Origin of the sequence: Streptomyces sp. NBC_01304 (assembly GCF_035975855.1) — a bacterium.
GTDB lineage: Bacteria > Actinomycetota > Actinomycetes > Streptomycetales > Streptomycetaceae > Streptomyces.
The window spans coordinates 7,871,067-7,886,645 of sequence record NZ_CP109055.1 but is presented as its reverse complement, the minus strand read 5'-3'; the positions used below and the strand labels follow the sequence as shown (position 1 = coordinate 7,886,645).

At 72.9% G+C, this 15,579-nt stretch carries 13 protein-coding genes; 7 read left to right on the top strand and 6 right to left on the bottom strand.

The window, feature by feature from the left end; all coding sequences use genetic code 11:
- Window positions 1–95 precede the first annotated feature (95 nt).
- From OG430_RS35025 to OG430_RS35010, 4 genes are all read left to right on the top strand, one after another.
- Complete coding sequence (locus OG430_RS35025) at window positions 96–746, top strand: DUF3043 domain-containing protein (RefSeq protein ID WP_327359355.1); 651 nt, start codon at window positions 96–98, stop codon at window positions 744–746.
- A gap of 80 nt (window positions 747–826) precedes the next feature.
- Complete coding sequence (locus OG430_RS35020) at window positions 827–1,534, top strand: class I SAM-dependent methyltransferase (RefSeq protein WP_327356659.1); 708 nt, start codon at window positions 827–829, stop codon at window positions 1,532–1,534.
- Between the two features lie 80 nt (window positions 1,535–1,614).
- Window positions 1,615–3,456, top strand: a complete 1,842-nt coding sequence (locus OG430_RS35015; RefSeq protein WP_442816610.1) for an ABC transporter ATP-binding protein — start codon at window positions 1,615–1,617, stop codon at window positions 3,454–3,456.
- 84 nt (window positions 3,457–3,540) lie between these two features.
- The gene (locus tag OG430_RS35010; protein ID WP_327356658.1) at window positions 3,541–4,617 is read left to right on the top strand and encodes a S1C family serine protease; all 1,077 of its coding nucleotides are present in this window, start codon (window positions 3,541–3,543) and stop codon (window positions 4,615–4,617) included.
- 88 nt (window positions 4,618–4,705) lie between these two features.
- On the opposite strand, the gene OG430_RS35005 is transcribed toward OG430_RS35010, so the two are convergent.
- A complete protein-coding gene (locus tag OG430_RS35005) occupies window positions 4,706–4,918 on the bottom strand; it encodes a hypothetical protein (RefSeq protein ID WP_327356657.1) in 213 nt (70 codons plus the stop codon).
- A gap of 137 nt (window positions 4,919–5,055) precedes the next feature.
- Between OG430_RS35005 and OG430_RS35000 the strand changes: the two genes are divergently transcribed.
- The 3 genes from OG430_RS35000 (at window position 5,056) to OG430_RS34990 (ending at window position 7,397) form a co-directional block, all read left to right on the top strand.
- Window positions 5,056–6,252, top strand: coding sequence for a bifunctional adenosylcobinamide kinase/adenosylcobinamide-phosphate guanylyltransferase (locus OG430_RS35000; protein ID WP_327356656.1), 1,197 nt, complete (start codon window positions 5,056–5,058; stop codon window positions 6,250–6,252).
- A 1-nt stretch (window position 6,253) separates the two neighbouring features.
- Window positions 6,254–6,487, top strand: a complete 234-nt coding sequence (locus OG430_RS34995; protein ID WP_327356655.1) for a hypothetical protein — start codon at window positions 6,254–6,256, stop codon at window positions 6,485–6,487.
- A 76-nt stretch (window positions 6,488–6,563) separates the two neighbouring features.
- Window positions 6,564–7,397: a class I SAM-dependent methyltransferase gene (locus OG430_RS34990; RefSeq protein WP_327356654.1), complete on the top strand. Its 834-nt coding sequence runs from the start codon at window positions 6,564–6,566 to the stop codon at window positions 7,395–7,397.
- Here OG430_RS34990 and OG430_RS34985 read toward each other — a convergent pair.
- The 5 genes from OG430_RS34985 to OG430_RS34965 all read right to left on the bottom strand — a co-directional run bounded on the left by OG430_RS34985 (window position 7,384) and on the right by OG430_RS34965 (window position 15,526).
- On the bottom strand, window positions 7,384–8,499 hold the full coding sequence (locus OG430_RS34985; protein WP_327356653.1) for a class I SAM-dependent methyltransferase: 1,116 nt from the start codon (window positions 8,497–8,499) through the stop codon (window positions 7,384–7,386). The two genes, OG430_RS34990 and OG430_RS34985, sit on opposite strands and share 14 nt — an antisense overlap.
- A gap of 94 nt (window positions 8,500–8,593) precedes the next feature.
- The gene (locus OG430_RS34980) at window positions 8,594–9,745 is read right to left on the bottom strand and encodes a glycosyltransferase (protein ID WP_327356652.1); all 1,152 of its coding nucleotides are present in this window, start codon (window positions 9,743–9,745) and stop codon (window positions 8,594–8,596) included.
- The gene (locus tag OG430_RS34975; RefSeq protein WP_327356651.1) at window positions 9,742–10,557 is read right to left on the bottom strand and encodes an alpha/beta fold hydrolase; all 816 of its coding nucleotides are present in this window, start codon (window positions 10,555–10,557) and stop codon (window positions 9,742–9,744) included. Before OG430_RS34975 ends, OG430_RS34980 begins: the two co-directional genes overlap by 4 nt.
- On the bottom strand, window positions 10,554–10,868 hold the full coding sequence (locus OG430_RS34970; protein ID WP_327356650.1) for an acyl carrier protein: 315 nt from the start codon (window positions 10,866–10,868) through the stop codon (window positions 10,554–10,556). The genes OG430_RS34975 and OG430_RS34970 overlap by 4 nt, the downstream gene beginning before the upstream one ends.
- Window positions 10,865–15,526 carry a polyketide synthase gene (locus tag OG430_RS34965; protein WP_327356649.1) on the bottom strand — a complete coding sequence of 1,554 codons (4,662 nt, stop codon included), beginning with the start codon at window positions 15,524–15,526 and terminating at the stop codon, window positions 10,865–10,867. The genes OG430_RS34970 and OG430_RS34965 overlap by 4 nt, the downstream gene beginning before the upstream one ends.
- Window positions 15,527–15,579 lie beyond the last annotated feature (53 nt).

Sequence of the window (15,579 nt, the reverse complement as noted above, 5' to 3'; positions counted from 1 at the left end):
GAAACCCGCGATCCCTTGGGAACAACCGCGACAACCACCCTTGTGTCCCGTTAAGGACACCCCTGTGTCCCTGTAAGGACGACTGCCGTTGCGGGATCGTTCCCCCGTGGGCTGCAGTCCACACCCCGCACCCCGTACCCTTGGGTTTTGTGTTCAGTAGCCGTTCCAAGGACGAGAAGGCCCAGGCCGCCAAGGCGCCGGTGACCGACTCCACTCAGCCCCGCGACCCCGAGGCTCCCAAGGGCCGCCCCACCCCCAAGCGCAGCGAGGCCCAGTCTCAGCGCCGCAGTGTGGCCAGCACGCCGACCAACCGCAAGGAGGCGGCGAAGCGGCAGCGCGACGCCCGCCGTGCGGACATGGCCAAGCAGCGTGAGGCCCTCGCCAGCGGTGACGAGCGCTATCTGCCGAACCGGGACAAGGGCAAGGTCCGCAAGTTCGCGCGCGACTTCGTCGACTCGCGGTTCTGCATCGCCGAGTACTTCCTGCCGCTGGCCGTGATCATCCTCGTGCTGAGCATGGTCCGGATTCCCCAGCTGCAGAACATCGCGCTGCTGCTCTGGCTCTTCGTGATCGTGCTGATCGTCGTCGACTCGATCGGCATCGCGATCCGCCTGAAGAAGCAGCTCCGTGAGCGCTTCCCGGACGAGCCCAAGCGCGGCGCCGTCGCCTACGCCCTGATGCGGACGCTCCAGATGCGTCGACTTCGCCTGCCCAAGCCGCAGGTCAAGCGCGGAGAGCGGCCCTGACCGCAAGCGGCTTCACGGGGGGTGCGGACAGCTGGCTGCGTGGCCTCGGAGGGCTGCGTAACGTCGTACGCCAGGAGCTGGTGGCCCGGCAGCTGGACGAGCAGATCGCGGGCCGCTTCCCGTTCGGGCAGCGGCTCCGCGTCCTCGACGTCGGGGCCGGGCAGGGCACGCAGGCGCTGCGGCTCGCGCGGGCCGGGCACCAGGTCACCGGGATCGAATCGGATGCGGAGATGCTGGCCGCGGCCCGTTCCGCGCTGGCCGGCGAGCCCGAGGGCATCCGCAAGCGGGTCCGGCTCGTGCTCGGTGACGGGCGTGAGACGGGTGTGCACTTCCTGCCCGGATCCTTCGATGTCGTGTTGTGCCACGGCGTACTGATGTACGTCGAGGAGCCGGACGCGATGCTGGCGGGGCTGGCGCGGATGCTGGCCCCCGGCGGGCTGCTTTCGCTGCTCGTACGGAACGGGGATGCCCTGGCCATGCGGCCGGGGCTGTCCGGGGACTGGGCCGGTGCGCTCTCCTCGTTCGACTCCGTCGCGTACACGAATCGGCTCGGGCTGCCGGCCCGGGCCGATCGGATCGAGGCGCTGATCTCGACGCTCGCGGGGATCGGGGCGCCGCTTGCCGTTTGGTACGGAGTGCGGGTCTTTTCGGACCTGGCTCCGGACTCGGCGGAGCTTCCGCCTTCCGGTGAGCTGGAGGTGCTGCTTGCGGCTGAGGAGCGGGCGGGGCGGATCGAGCCTTATCGGCGGGTTGCCGCGTTGATGCATCTTTGTGGGGTTCGGGGCTGATTTCGCGCCCCGGACCCCCGTCGGCCTTCGGCCTCGTCCTCAAACGCCGGACAGGCTGAAGAGATGCGGACGGGCCGCAGATGTCAGGCAGATCCCCCGCTTTCCGCGTCCTGTCCCACGTGACCCCCGACTCCCCCGAAAAGCCCCCGAAGCTCTCCGCCCGCGAGACCTGGCGGGCCCTGTACCGGCACTTTCGGCCCCATCGGGGTGTCGTCGCGCTCGGGGCCCTGTTCACTCTGGTCGGTGCCGCCACCGGGCTCGCTCAGCCGTTGGCCGCCAAGGCGTTGGTGGATCGGCTCGGTGGGGGTGATTCCGTTGCCGGGATTCTGGTGGTGCTGACCGGGCTCGTGGTGCTCGGTACCGCGATCGAGTCGGTCGGCGCGTACATCCTGGAGCGCACCGCGGAGTCCGTCGTGCTTGCCGCGCGGCGGTCCCTGATCGGGCGGTTGCTGCGGCTGCGGCTGCCGGAGGTGGAGCGGACCCAGCCGGGCGATCTGATGTCCCGGGTCACCTCGGACACCACGCTCCTGCGGGCGGTCACCACGCAGTCCGTGGTGTCGGCGGTCTCCGGTGGGCTCACCTTCCTCGCGACGGTCGTACTGATGGGGCTGATGGACGCCGTGCTCCTCGGCGTCACCCTCGGGGTGATCGTCCTGATCGGGGGTGCGGTGACCCTGGTGATGCCGAAGATCGCGCAGGCCACCGCGCGGTCACAGGAGGCGGTCGGCACCATCTCGACCGCCCTGGAGCGGGCGTTCGGCGCCTTCCGCACGGTGAAGGCCTCCGGCGCCGAGCAGCGCGAGGCCGCCGTGGTGCAGGACGCGGCGCAAGAGGCGTGGCGGCACGGGGTGCGGTCCGCCAAGTGGCAGGCGGTGGCGTGGAGTTCGGTCGGGCTCGCCGTGCAGGTGTCGTTCCTGGCGGTCCTGGGGATCGGCGGGGCCCGGGTCGCGTCGGGGGCGATTTCGATCTCGACGCTGGTCGCCTTTCTTCTCTTTCTCTTCTACTTGATCGATCCGGTGTCCCGGCTCGTGGAGGCGGCCTCGCAGTATCAGGTGGGGTCCGCCGCCATCGCCCGGATCGTGCAGGCCGAGCGGCTGGAGATCGAGGACACGCAGGACGGCGATGAGGTCCCCAAGGGTGAGGCGGCTGCCTCCGTCGTCTTCGAGGACGTGACCTTCCGGTATCGCGAAGGCCTTCCGTACGTCCATCACGGGGTGAGCTTCGAGGTGCCGGGGCCCGGGATGACCGCCTTCGTCGGCCCTTCGGGCGCGGGCAAGACCACCGTGTTCGGCCTGATCGAGCGGTTCTACGAGGCGACGGGCGGGCGCGTACTGGTCGACGGCAAGGACGTGCTGGAGTGGCCGCTCGCCAACCTCCGGGGCGCCATCGGCTACGTCGAGCAGGACGCGCCCGTGCTCGCCGGCACCCTGCGCGAGAACCTGCTCTTCGCGGCGCCGGACGCGACCGAGGCCGACATCGAGGACGTTCTCGTACGGGCCAGACTCGATGCCCTGGTCGAGCGGCTGCCCGACGGACTGGAGACGGTGGTCGGGCATCGCGGGTCCAAGCTGTCCGGCGGGGAGCGGCAGCGCGTGGCGATAGCCAGGGCACTGCTCAGGAAGCCCCGGCTGCTGCTGCTCGACGAGGCGACCTCGCAGCTGGACGCGGTCAATGAGCTGGCGCTGCGCGATGTGGTGGCCGAGGTGTCCCGGGAGGTGACGGTCCTGGTGGTGGCGCACCGGCTCTCGACGGTGACGCTCGCGGACCGGATCGTGGTGATGGACGCGGGGCGGGTACGCGCGGTGGGGACCCATGCCGAGCTGGTGGCCGGCGACCCGCTGTACGGGGAGCTGGCGGCGACGCAGTTCCTGGCCACGGCACCCGCCGCGACCGGCATCCGAGCCGCCGTCACCGGCACCTGAGCCCTCGTCACCCGCACCCTGACCGGCACCTGATCGGCCCCTCACCGCAGGCCGACCCCGGGGCGCGAAAGTGATACTCCGGACATGGATCGATCTCGCGCGCGTCATGTCCGCATGCTGGCCTCCCTCACCGCAGCCGCCCTCGCCACGGCCCTGCTCGGCGGCTGCTCGGACTCCGGTTCGGGCTCCTCGGCGACCAAGGCCACCACCCAGGCCGCCGCGGCGCGCAAGGACGCGAGCGATGTCCAGAGCGACTACCAGAGGGTGATCAAGGACGTGCTGCCGTCGGTCGTCCAGATCGATGCCGCCGACAGCCTCGGCTCCGGGATCGTCTTCGACGACAAGGGCCACATCGTCACCAACGCCCATGTGGTCGGCGAGGAGAAGGCCTTCAAGGTCACCGCCGCCACCGGCGAGCAGGCCCTCACCGCCAAGCTGGTGTCGAGCTATCCGGAGCAGGACCTGGCCGTCATCAAGCTGGACGAGCCGCCGAGCGGGCTGAAGGCCGCGAAGTTCGGCGATTCCTCGAAGGTCGAGGTCGGCCAGCTGGTCCTGGCGATGGGCTCGCCGCTCGGGCTGTCGTCCAGCGTCACCCAGGGCATCGTCTCGGCGACGGGCCGGACCGTGAGCGAGGGCCGGGCCGGCGGGGGTACGGGGGCGACCATCGGCAACATGGTGCAGACCTCCGCCGCGATCAACCCGGGCAACAGCGGCGGCGCCCTGGTGAACATGGACAGCGAGGTCGTAGGCATCCCCACCCTCGCGGCCACCGACCCCGAGATGGGTGACAGCGCGGCGCCCGGCATCGGCTTCGCGATCCCCGCCTCGATGGTGAAGACGATCGCCGACCAGATCGTCAAGGACGGCAAGGTCACCGACTCGGGCCGGGCCGCGCTCGGCATCACCGGACGCACCGTGCTCGGTGGCGACGACTACCGGGCCGCCGGCGTCGCGGTGGTCGACGTCGTCTCGGGCGGGGCCGCGGACAAGGCGGGCATCAAGGCCGGCGACATCATCACCAAGCTCGGCGACACCACCATCACCACGATCACTTCCCTGTCGGAGGCGCTCGCCGCCGACCAGCCGGGCCAGCAGGTCCAGGTCGGCTACTCCCGGGACGGCAGCGGCAAGACCGCCGAGGTCACGCTCGGCGAGATGTAACCCGTTCGGCTTCTCGGCAGAACAGGACGACCGGCGCCCATGGCGGGCGCCGGTCGTCCTGTTCTGCTGGGGCCGCTCGGTGCGGGCGCTATACGTCCGCGGCGGCGCGCAGACTCATCTTGTAGATCTCGTTGTCGTCCTCGAAGAGGCGGACCTGCTCCGCGCCGCCCTCGAGAAGTTCCTTCCACTGCTCACCGATCCAGGACTCCGCGTCGCCCTGGGTGGTCCAGTCCTCGGGCTGCACCGCGGGCTGGACCTCCGTCCCGTCGGAGTTCTCGAACCGCCACGTCCACGCCGCCATGTCCGCCTCCCAAAGATCCGCAAGATCCACCCGAAGCCGCGAGCCAGGCCCCGGCCGGAGCCGCGATCTGGATCAACCTGCCGGTTGCAGCCTATCCGGGCGCGCAAGACCTGCGCCGACGCGGGAGGATCGTCCCCGTGGAACTGACTCTGCTCGGCACCGGCGCCCCCGCGGGCCTGCCCCGCCCCGACTGCCCCTGCGCCACCTGCGCCGCCTGCCTCGGCGAGGCCGTACGGGCGGCGACCGCGCTGCTCGTGGACGGCGTGCTGCTGCTCGACCTGACCCCGGGCGCCGCGTTCGCCGCCGCGCGCGCGGGGCACACCCTGGGCGGCGTACGGCAGGTGCTCCTCACGCATCCGCACGACGGGCCCGCCCTCGAGCACCCCGTCGGGCTGCCCCCGGCCGGGCGGGTGCCGGACGGGCGGGAGTTGGCGCTGCTCGGCGGGCACCGGGTGCGGGCGGTGGCGATGGACCATCCCGGCACGGGCTATGCGGTGACCGGGCCGGACGGGGAGCGGCTGCTCTATCTGCCGCCGGGGGCGGCGCCGGCCGGGCTCGAGGACTCGGAGCCGTACGACATGGTGGTCGTCGACGTCGTCGGACGGCCCGACGCGCTGGCCCGGCTGCGCTCCGTGGGCGCGGTGACCGCGACGACGGACGTGGTGGCGGTGCACCTGGACCACGACGTGCCCGCGGGCCCCGAACTGCACCGCAGGCTCGCCGCGGTGGGCGCCCGCGCGGTGCCCGACGGGACGACCCTCGTGGTCGGCGAGTACCACGAGGTGCCCGATGTGCCGCGCCGCACCCTGGTGCTCGGCGGCGCCCGCTCGGGCAAGTCCGTCGAGGCCGAGCGGCGCCTGGAGGCGTTCCCCCAGGTGCTGTACGTCGCCACCGGCGGCAGCCGCGACGGCGACGCGGAGTGGGCGGCGCGGGTCCACCTGCACCGCGAACGCCGGCCCTCGTCGTGGCGTACGACCGAGACCTGCGACCTCGTGCCGCTCCTGGAGGACAGCGGGCCCCCGCTGCTCGTGGACTGCCTCGCGCTCTGGCTGACCGACGCGATGGACCAGGTCTCCGCGTGGGACGACGACAAGTGGGCGGCGGGTGGCGAGCGGGCGCTGCGGGAGCGGGTGGAGCAGCTGGTCGGCGCGGTCCGGCAGACCCGGCGCACGGTCGTCGCGGTGTCGAACGAGGTCGGCTCGGGGGTGGTCCCGCCGACGGCGGCCGGGCGGCGCTTCCGCGATGAACTGGGCCGACTGAACGCGGCATTCGCCTCGGAGTGCGAGCACGTCCTGCTCGTGGTGGCGGGCCAGGCGCTCGCCCTGCGGGGCTGAGGTGGGCGAGCTCGAAGTTCCGGCGAGCACCGACGTGGTGGCGTACGCGGCCGAGTACGGCGCGGCGCTGCGCGCGGACGTCGCGGAGTTCGGGCGCGAACTGCGCGCGGGGACGGCCGAGTACGGGCACGAGGTGCGGACGTACGCCGCGGAGTTCAGGCTGCAGCTGCAGACCGAGGTGGCGGCGTACGCGTACGAGCTCGTCCACGGCGAACGGGCGGCCCTCGAAGCCTGAGCCGCGCGGCTGACACCCTCCCCCGCCTGCTCGTGTCGGCTTGCCCGGTGGGCGCCCTTGGCATGGGCTGCTCTGCATGACACTCACCGAGGAACGCGTACGGCCCCAGCTGGACGGCGTGCCGGAGACCCTGCTGTGGACCCTGTGGAACCGGGCGTGCGAGGCGCGCAGGCCCGATGCCGTGCTGCGCGATCCGCTCGCCGTGCAGCTGGTGGACAGCCTCGACTACCCCTTCGAGGAGAAGCTGGGCCCGCCCCATCCGCTCTTCGCGCAGACCCAGGGCCTGCGCTCGCTCTGCTTCGACCGGTCCGTGGCCAACTACACGGCCCGCCGCCCGGAAGCGACCGTCGTCGCGCTCGGCGAGGGCCTGGAGACCAGCTTCTGGCGCGTCGACAACGGGACGCTCGACTGGCTGAGCGTGGAGCTCCCGGACGGCGCCGAGCTGCGCCGCCGGCTGCTGCCCGCCGACCCCCGGCACCGCGTGGTGGCGCGTTCGGCGACCGACCTGTCGTGGCTCGACGAGATCGAGGACCCCTCGCGCGGCACGATCGTCACCGCGCAGGGCCTGATGATGTATCTGAAGCCCGCCGAGGTACGGGAGATCATCGCGGCCTGCGCCGAGCGGCTGCCCGGCGGTGTGCTCGTCCTCGACTCGATGCCCCGCTGGGTCACCTCGCTCGCCCGCGAGGGCAAGCTGCGCATCGGCAGCCTGACCATCCCGCCGATGCACTGGTCGATGGCGCCCGACGAGCGACAGAAGCTGCACTCGGCGCACCCGGGCATCGCCGAGGTGCGCGCCCTGCACATGCCACCGGGACGCGGCACGCTGGGCCGGCTCATCCAGCACCAGCACCGCGTCCCGGTGTACCGCTCGTTCTCGCCGGCGGTGACCCTGATCAGGTTCCGGTAGGGGCCTGGCGGCGGTTCTTGCGCGCGATCACCCGGTACGCGTTCGAGAAGCCCATGCGGGTGATGAGGGGCGGCAGGACCATGTCGAGGCCGTAGGTGACCGCGAGCAGCGGCAGGGCGGCCCACCAGGCCACCTTGCGCACCTTGAGCTGGGAGGCCGTGGCCGCCTTCGCCCGCCAGGGCAGGTCCGCCTTGGGGAAGCGGCAGTTGAGCCAGAGGGCGACCGCGGTGGTCAGGTCGAACGGGATGTGCGGCTCGCGGCGCTCCACCCCGACGACCGTGAAGCCCGACTTCTCCAGCTCCTTGCGGAGGTTGGCGAGCGGTACGAAGTGCAGGTGCTGCGGCTGGAAGTACGAGCACCACCACTTGCCGAGGAGCTTGGCGTAGCGGCTCTCGGGGTCCGGCACCTCGATCATCAGGTGGCCGCCGGGGCGCAGCACCGTCTTGGCGGCCTCGAGTTCGGCGCGCGGGTCCCGGCTGTGCTCCAGGTAGTGGAACATGCTGACCGCGTCGTAGCGCCCGGCGAGCGAGGCCGCGAGCTCGGGGAAGAAGCCGCGGTGTCCCTCGCGGATCCGGCCCTCCGTGACGGCCTCCTCCACGCCGTCGCTCAGGTCGAGGCCGTCGAAGTTGGTGTGCCGCAGGAGCGTCTTGGCCACCGAGGGGAAGTGCCCGTGTCCGGTGCCCACGTCGAGCCAGCTCTGCGGCTCCATGTGGGTCCGCATCGCGCGGGTGCTGGACAGGTACCGCTTGGTGCTGGACTCGGCGCCGAACAGCTTCTCGGCCTCCTTGCCGCCGAGGCCGTCGTAGAAGTCCCGGTAGTAGAAGTCCAGGCCCTCCGGGGTGAGCCGGGGGTTCTGGAAGGAGTGGTCGCAGTCGGCGCACCGGTCGACCGTGAACGTGCCCGGCTTGTGCTGGATCAGATCGGTGGTGCGCAGCCGGACACCGAGCCGGTGCGAGCCGCACCAGGGGCAGTCGGCGCGGCGCGGCTCGTGGAAGCGGTCGGTGCCGCGGGCCAGTTCGCTGAGGTAGGCGGGGCGCTTCCTGGCGACGTCCTGGGGCGCGGGGGCCGCGGACGCGGGGGCGGCCTGCTCGGTCTGTGCCATGGCGGGGGTCTCCTGTCGCTGTACTTGGCTGGGTGGCGGGTCGTCCGTGGCTGATCGGCCGGTCGTACGCGGCCGGCTGGTGGGCCGGCCCGGTTCAGAGGGCGAGCTTTTCGAGGTGGGAGGCCGCCGCGGCGGCCCCGCCGGCCCCGCGGAAGGAGTCCCCGATGCGCCGGGCGGCGGCGCGGTAGCCGTCCTCGTCGAGTACGGCGTCGAGCGCGGCCCCCACCGTGCGCCGGTCGCCCCGCCCGAACCGGACCCGGACGCCCGCCCCCGCCGCGACGACCTGCCCGGCGATGAGCGGCTGGTCGTCGCGGATGGGCGCGACCACCAGCGGTACGCCGTGCCACAGGGATTCGGCGACGGTGTTGTGGCCGGCGTGGCTGATGACCGCCGACGCCCTTTCCAGCAAGGCGAGTTGGGGGATCAGGGGCAGCACCAGGACATCGGTGTCGGACTCGTCGGTGAGTACGCCGCCGGGGTCGGCGATCACCGCCTGGATCCGCCTGCCCCGTGCGCGTACGGCCGCGGCGCACTCGGTCAGGAAGCGGGCCCCGACGTCGGTGTTGGCCGTGCCGAGCGAGACGAGGACCGTGGCGCGGGACTCGTCCAGCCAGGCCCAGGGGAAGTCGGGTGGCGCCGGCCGGTGGGTGAGGGCCGGGCCGACGAAGTGCACCTGCGGCGGGATCTCGCAGTCGCCCGCCAGCTCCTCGCTGGTGAAGGCGAGGACGAGGTCGGGCGAGAGCCGGGGGTCGTGGCTGCGGGCGGGATCGCCGAAGCGGCGGCGCAGGTCCGCGGTGAGGCCCGCGATCCACTCCCCGATCTTCGGCATGCTCGCCAGGGCCTGGCTGAACTCCGCCGACGTGGTCGACGACGTGGCCAGCGGGATCCCGAGCCGCTCCGCGACCAGCGCGCCCGCGAGGGTCTGCTGGTCGGCGACGATCACATCGGGCCGGAACTCCCGCGCCGCCAGCTCCACTCCGGGCACCATCGCCTCGGCCAGCGGCACGAAGAACTCCTGCCACAGGAACTGCAGCGCCCCGGCCCCGCGCAGCTCGGCCGGCCGCTCCACCACACCCGGGATGTCACAGGGGAAGACCTCGGCCTCGGGCCCCGCCAACTCCTCGACCAAACGCGGCAGTCCGGCCCAGGCGACCCGATGCCCACGCGCCACGAGCTCGGCGGCGACGCTGACGGCGGGGTTGATGTGCCCGACGAGGGGCGGCACGACGAAGAGGAAGCGACTCATCGGACGCCCCTTTCCGCCGCGCCCACCAGCTCCTTGTGGGAGTCGCGGACCCAGTCGAGGAGCAGCGGCCCCACCGTCTGCGGCGTGCCGACGAGGACCGAGTGGCCATGGCCCTCGACTTCGAGCGTGCGGCAGCGTGGCAGCAGCGATTCCAGCCAGGGGGCCATCTCGGCGAGGTCCGACTCGGCGCCGTACACCGCGAGCACCGGCACGTCGAGCGCGCGCCAGCGGTCCTCGTCGGGGATGCGGCTGGCCGCGATGTCCTCGGCGACGCTGGTGCCGTGCAGGAGCCGCATCGCCCAGCGGACGAGGCGCGCCTCGTGGCGGCCGTACGTCTCCTCGATCCAGGGCAGCGTGCGCTCGTCGTGCAGCTTGTACGCGGACCCGGCGAGCAGGCCGCTCATCTTCTGCGCCCAGGCCGCGGTGGGTGGCTCCGACTCGACCATGAGGACGCTGGCGACGCGGTCCGGGTGGTCGAGGGCGTAGTCGAGGGCGACGGTGCCGCCGAAGGAGTTGCCGACGAGGTGGACGGGCCGCTGGATGCCCAACTCGTCGAGCAGCGCGCGGAGATCGCCGCTGAAGGCCTCGATCGTGTAGCCGTGCGGCGGGCGGGCGCTGCGGCCGTGGCCGCGCTGGTCGTACATCACGACGTCGTAGCCGGCCTCGGCGAAGTGCGGGGCGACGGTGAAGTAGTAGCTGGTGAGGTTGTCGGTGGCGATGCCGTGGACGAAGACGACGGTCTCGGCGCCCGGCCCCGCGTCCCCGAGGCGTTCGACGTTGAGCCGGGTGCCGCCCGCGTCGACCTTCGTCACTGCAGGCGCCCCGCGATGTAGCGGACCAGCTGCCCGACGGTCAGGCCGATGATCTCGGACAGGTCGAGCGAGGCGAACCAGCCGGGGAAGTCGACGCGTTCGCCGTAGCGCTGCCTGAGCTCGCCAGTGAGGGTGACGAGGTCGATGGACTCCAGGTCCAGGTCCTCGACGAAGCGGGTGTCGAGGGTGATGGGGAAGTCCTCGTCGATCTCGACGTCGTCGAGGACCGCACGCAGGGCCTCGGTGATCTCGGCGAGTACGGCGTCTTCGCCGACGACGGAGTGGGTGGTGCGGGTCGCGGGGCTGGTCATGGGGCGGTGTTCTCCTCGGAGTCGGCGGAGTCGGCGGAGTCGGCGGGATCGGTGGGGGCATCCGGGGCGGTGGTACCGACCGTCCAGGCGACGGCGTACGTCCTGGCGGGCAGGCCGGGCGGGTTGGCGGTCACCGTGTGCCGTACGCGGCGTACGCGGCCGGAGGGCGTACGGACATCGAGGGCGTCCCCGGTCACCGCGACGACGGTGAAGTCCCGGGGCCGGCCGCCCATCCCGGTGCCCTCGGCCTTGGCCGCGGCCTCCTTGGCGGCCCAGAACCGGGTCAGCCACTCGGGCCCGCCGCCGAACTCGCGGAACAGGGCGCGTTCGGCGGGCGCGAGCACGGCGTCGTACGTCGACTCCGGGCGCTCCACGATCTCCTCGATGTCGATGCCGACACCGACGCCGTTCCCGGCGGCGTCGTGCGGCCGCGCCAGGGCGACGGCGGCCTCGCCGCAGTGCGCCAACGAGAGTTCCAGCGGCGGCAGTTGCCGCCGGTGCACGCCCTCGGGGCGCGGCCGGCCGCTGGGCTCGTTGACGACCCGGACCTCGGAGGGGTAGATCGGCCCCGGCTCGCCGTGGGCCCACAGGTGGCGGCGTACCGCGTCCTTGGCGGCGATCCGGCCGAGCAGCCACTGGCGCTTGCCGCGCGGGGGGTGCTGGGCGTACTGGGTGCGCTCGTCGCCGGCCAGCTGGTTGCGCATGAACAGCTCGCGCGAGGCCGGGTCGGGCCAGTACTCGAAGACGAGCTGCCAGTCGCCGGGCTGCGTCTCGGACAGGGTGTGCTCGGCGGGCTTCCGCTTGACCGCCTCGGTCTGCTCCGGCGAGTCGAAGCGCCGGTCCTGCCAGCCGCGGATCTCGGCCCAGACCTGGCCGTCGCGGACGAGCTGGACGTCCGCCTCAAGGACGGTCTCGGTGAGCGCGGTGACCCGGATGTGGCAGTCGAGCGCGGTGCCGGGGGCGGGGTGCGGGCCGTGCAGGCGGAGCTCCTTGATGCCGACCGGGAAGACGACGGTGCGGTCGCTGCGGGAGGCCATCAGCCAGTACCCGAGCAGCTGGCCCACGTTGTCGAGGAGTGCGCCGGGCGCCGGGGGCGCGGTGAGCACGCCGCGGACGTGGCGGTCGCCGAGGGCGGTGATCCGGGTGACGCCGCGGAAGAGCGGGCCGTGGAACATCCAGCGCTCGTCGTACATCTCCTCGGCGGAGACGGTGGGTTGCCGCTCGTCGCCGGGGACCGGCCAGGGGGCGCCGGCCGGTTGCTGCTCGTACGTTGCCGCCGTACGCAGCGTGGCGCGGGCGTGGCGGCCGAACTCGACGGTGTGCCTGCCGGGGCCGGCGGGGTGCGTCTTGATCTCTACGTCGACGGCGGGTTCGGCGACGACCCACTCCAGGAACCGCGCGTCCTCGACGGCGACGGTGACGCCCTCGCGCCCGCCCTGTCCGGGCACGGCGTCGATCATGAGCTGGACCATCGTGGTCGCGGGGAGGACCGGCCAGCGGTCGGCGAGGTCGGGCCAGTCGGGGGGCTGCTGGAAGAAGCAGTGGTCGAGGAGGTAGGGCATGGTCGTGGTGGAGATGTGGAGGGGGCCGGCGGGCCGGGGCCGGCTTTCGGGGCGGGGCGCCGGTGGGGCCGGCGGGGCCGCGAGCACGGCTGGGGGCCGGCCCTGATCCTGGCCCTGGCCCTGGCCCGCGGCGAAGAGGGCCGCTGCGGTCTGGGCCGTCTCCGTGAGCAGTGCGTGCAGTTCCGCCGCGGCCGGGAACTTGGCCGCCACGGCGGCGAGTTCGCCCTGGGCGCGGTCTGCGGGGGCGCTCCTCGCGAGTGCGCCGCGCAGGTTGTCGCGGGTCGCCGTGTCGAGGGAGACGAGGCTGGAGCCCAGGGTGATCGGTACCGCGCGGGTCGGGTCGGGCCTTCTTGTTCCCCTCCCCGCCCCTTCCCGAGATTCTGCGAAGCCTTCCGCCCTTCGGGCGGTGTCCTCAAACGCCGGACAGGCTGAGTGAGGAGCCGGACGGGCTGAATCAAAGGTCGGATCGAGCGCGTCGAAGTCCGGGGCCTCGCCGTACGTCCACAGGCCCGCCGCCACCCGGAGAAGTTGCGAAAGCCCGCTGTGGCGGGGCGAGTTCGCGGTCAGGGACAGGTGGGGCGCGTCGGCGAGGGTGTCGCCGACGAGGGCCGGGAGCTGGCCCGTGCCCAGTTGGACGAAGGCCCTGAAGCCGGCGTCGTACAGGGACCTGGTGAGGCCGCGGAAGCGGACCGGTTCCAGGAGGTGGCGCAGGAACAGGGCCCGCACGGCGGCGTCGCCCTCCGGGAAGGGGGCCGCGGTCGTGCCCGACCAGACCGGCACCCGCGAACGGCTCAGTGTGAAGCCGAGCGAGGCCTGCTCGATCGGGCCCAGGTACGGGGCCAGCATCGGCGTGTGGAAGCCCGACTCGAAGGGCAGCACCTGGCCCAGGACGCCCTCGCCGCGCAGCCGTTCCGCGAGGGCCTCGACCTGGTCGCGGGGGCCGCAGGCGATGGACTGGCGCGGGGCGTTGTCGTGGGACAGGACGGCTCCGGGGAACGCGGGCAGCGCCGCCTCGACCTGCTCGGCGGGCGCGCCGAACGCGGCGAAGGCGAGGCCCGGTACGCGCAGCACGGAGGGGTCGAAGTCCCTCAGGAACGCGTCCACTTCGGCGTCGTCGAACATCCCGCCGACCACCATCGCGGTCCACTCCCCCACGCTGTGCCCGGCCACGGCGTCCGGGGCGATGCCCGTCCGGGCGAGCGCGTCGGCGAGCAGCCGCCCGAGGCCGACGACGGCCGCACCGTGCTCGGCCACATCGCCGACGCGGGCGTCCTGCCAGTCGGGCCGGGCCAGCCCGAAGTGGGCGGCGATGTCGTCCGCGCGCGGCTCGAAGTCGGCCTCCAGGCCGGGGAAGAGGAAGGCGGTCTTCCCTCCGCCGGGTCCGAGCAGGGGCTCGGGCGCCAGCCATACGTCACTGCGCCCACCCCAGGCACGGGATTGCGCTGCCGCTTTCCGGGCCAGGGCCAGGCGGCGGGGGGTGGGGTCCAGGATGGCGACCCGAGAGGGGCCCGCGTCGGCGCCGGGAGCGGGCATGGCCCGCAGCGCGGCATCGTCCGCGTCGAGGAGCCGGGCGAGCTCCTGCGGGGTGGCTGCCGCCAGGCGCAGAAGAGCCGGAGGCTCGGCCACCTCCATGGGCTTTGTCTGCCTCAGCGTCACGGGGCTCCGCCCCGGACCCCGCTCCTCAAACGCCGGAGGGGCTGATTTTCCCCCTGCCACCCCCTCCAGCACGACGTGAGCATTGATCCCGCCGAAGCCGAATGCATTCACCGCCGCCCTGCGGACCTCCCCCTCCCAGGGCCGCGCCTGCGCAGCAGGCCTGAACCTTGTCTCCAGCAGCGCCGGATGCGGATCCTCACAGTGCAAGGTGGGCAGCAGTACGCCCCGATGGATCGCAAGGGCCGCCTTGACCAGACCCGCCACGCCCGCCGCAGGCATCGTGTGGCCGATCATCGACTTGACCGAGCCGATCACCGCGTCCGGGGACGAGGAGCGCCCGAACACCTCGGCCAGCGTGGCCATTTCGGCCCCGTCCCCGCTGGGCGTACCCGTGCCGTGCGCCTCCAGGAGGCCCAGCGAACCGGGCGCCGAAGGGTCGAGGCCCGCCGCCGCCCAGGCGAGGCGGACCGCGCGGGCCTGGCCGCCTGGGTCGGGGTTGACCAGGGAGGCCGCGCGCCCGTCACCGGCGACGCCGACACCGCGTACGACCGCGTACACCCGGTCCCCGTCGCGCTCCGCGTCCGCGAGCCGCTTGAGGACGACCACGCCCGTGCCCTCACCCATCAACACGCCGTCCGCGTCCCGATGGAAGGGGCGGCTGCGCCCGGAGGGCGAGAGGGCTCGGAGCTGGCTGAAGACCGACCACAGGGTGATGTCGTGGCAGTGGTGGACACCGCCCGCGAGCATCACGTCGCAGCGGCCCGCGGCCAGCTCCGCGATGGCCTGGTCGAGGGCGACCAGGGACGAGGCGCAGGCCGCGTCGACCGTGTAGGCGGGGCCGCGCAGGTCGAGGCGGTTGGCGATGCGGGATGCGGCGAAGTTGGGCACGAGGCCGATCACCGACTCGGGGCTGTCCGCCCCGCCGAGCGCCGCCGAGAAGGCCGTACGGACCTGGTCGAGCCGCTCCTCGCCGAGCTCGGGCAGCAACTCCCGGAGCGTACGCACCAGTTGGCCGGACGTACGGACCCTCTGATCGAGCCGCGCGAGCCCGTCGGTGAGATAGCCGCCTCGGCCGAGGACCACACCCACCCGGGAGCGGTCGTCGGGCAGCGAGCCACCCGCGTCGGCGAGCGCGGCCGCGGCGGTGCGCAGGGCGATCAGCTGGTCGGGTTCGGTCCCGGGGACCGAGTCCGGCATCACGCCGAAGGCCGTCGGGTCGAAGTCGGCGAGGCCGTCGACGAAACCGCCGCGCCGGCAGTAGATCGCGTCGGGCCGCCCGCCCGCCGGGTCGTAGTACGTGTCCGCGTCCCAACGGGCCTTCGGCACCTCGGAGATGGCGTCCACGCCGTCCACGAGATTGCGCCAGTACGTCTCCAGGTCACCGGCGCCGGGCAGCGTCACCGCCATCCCGACGATGGCGACGGGTTCTTGAGGTCTCACGTCGACAGGTCCCTATCGGCAGGTCTCGCATCGGCAGGTGTCATCGCGGCGGC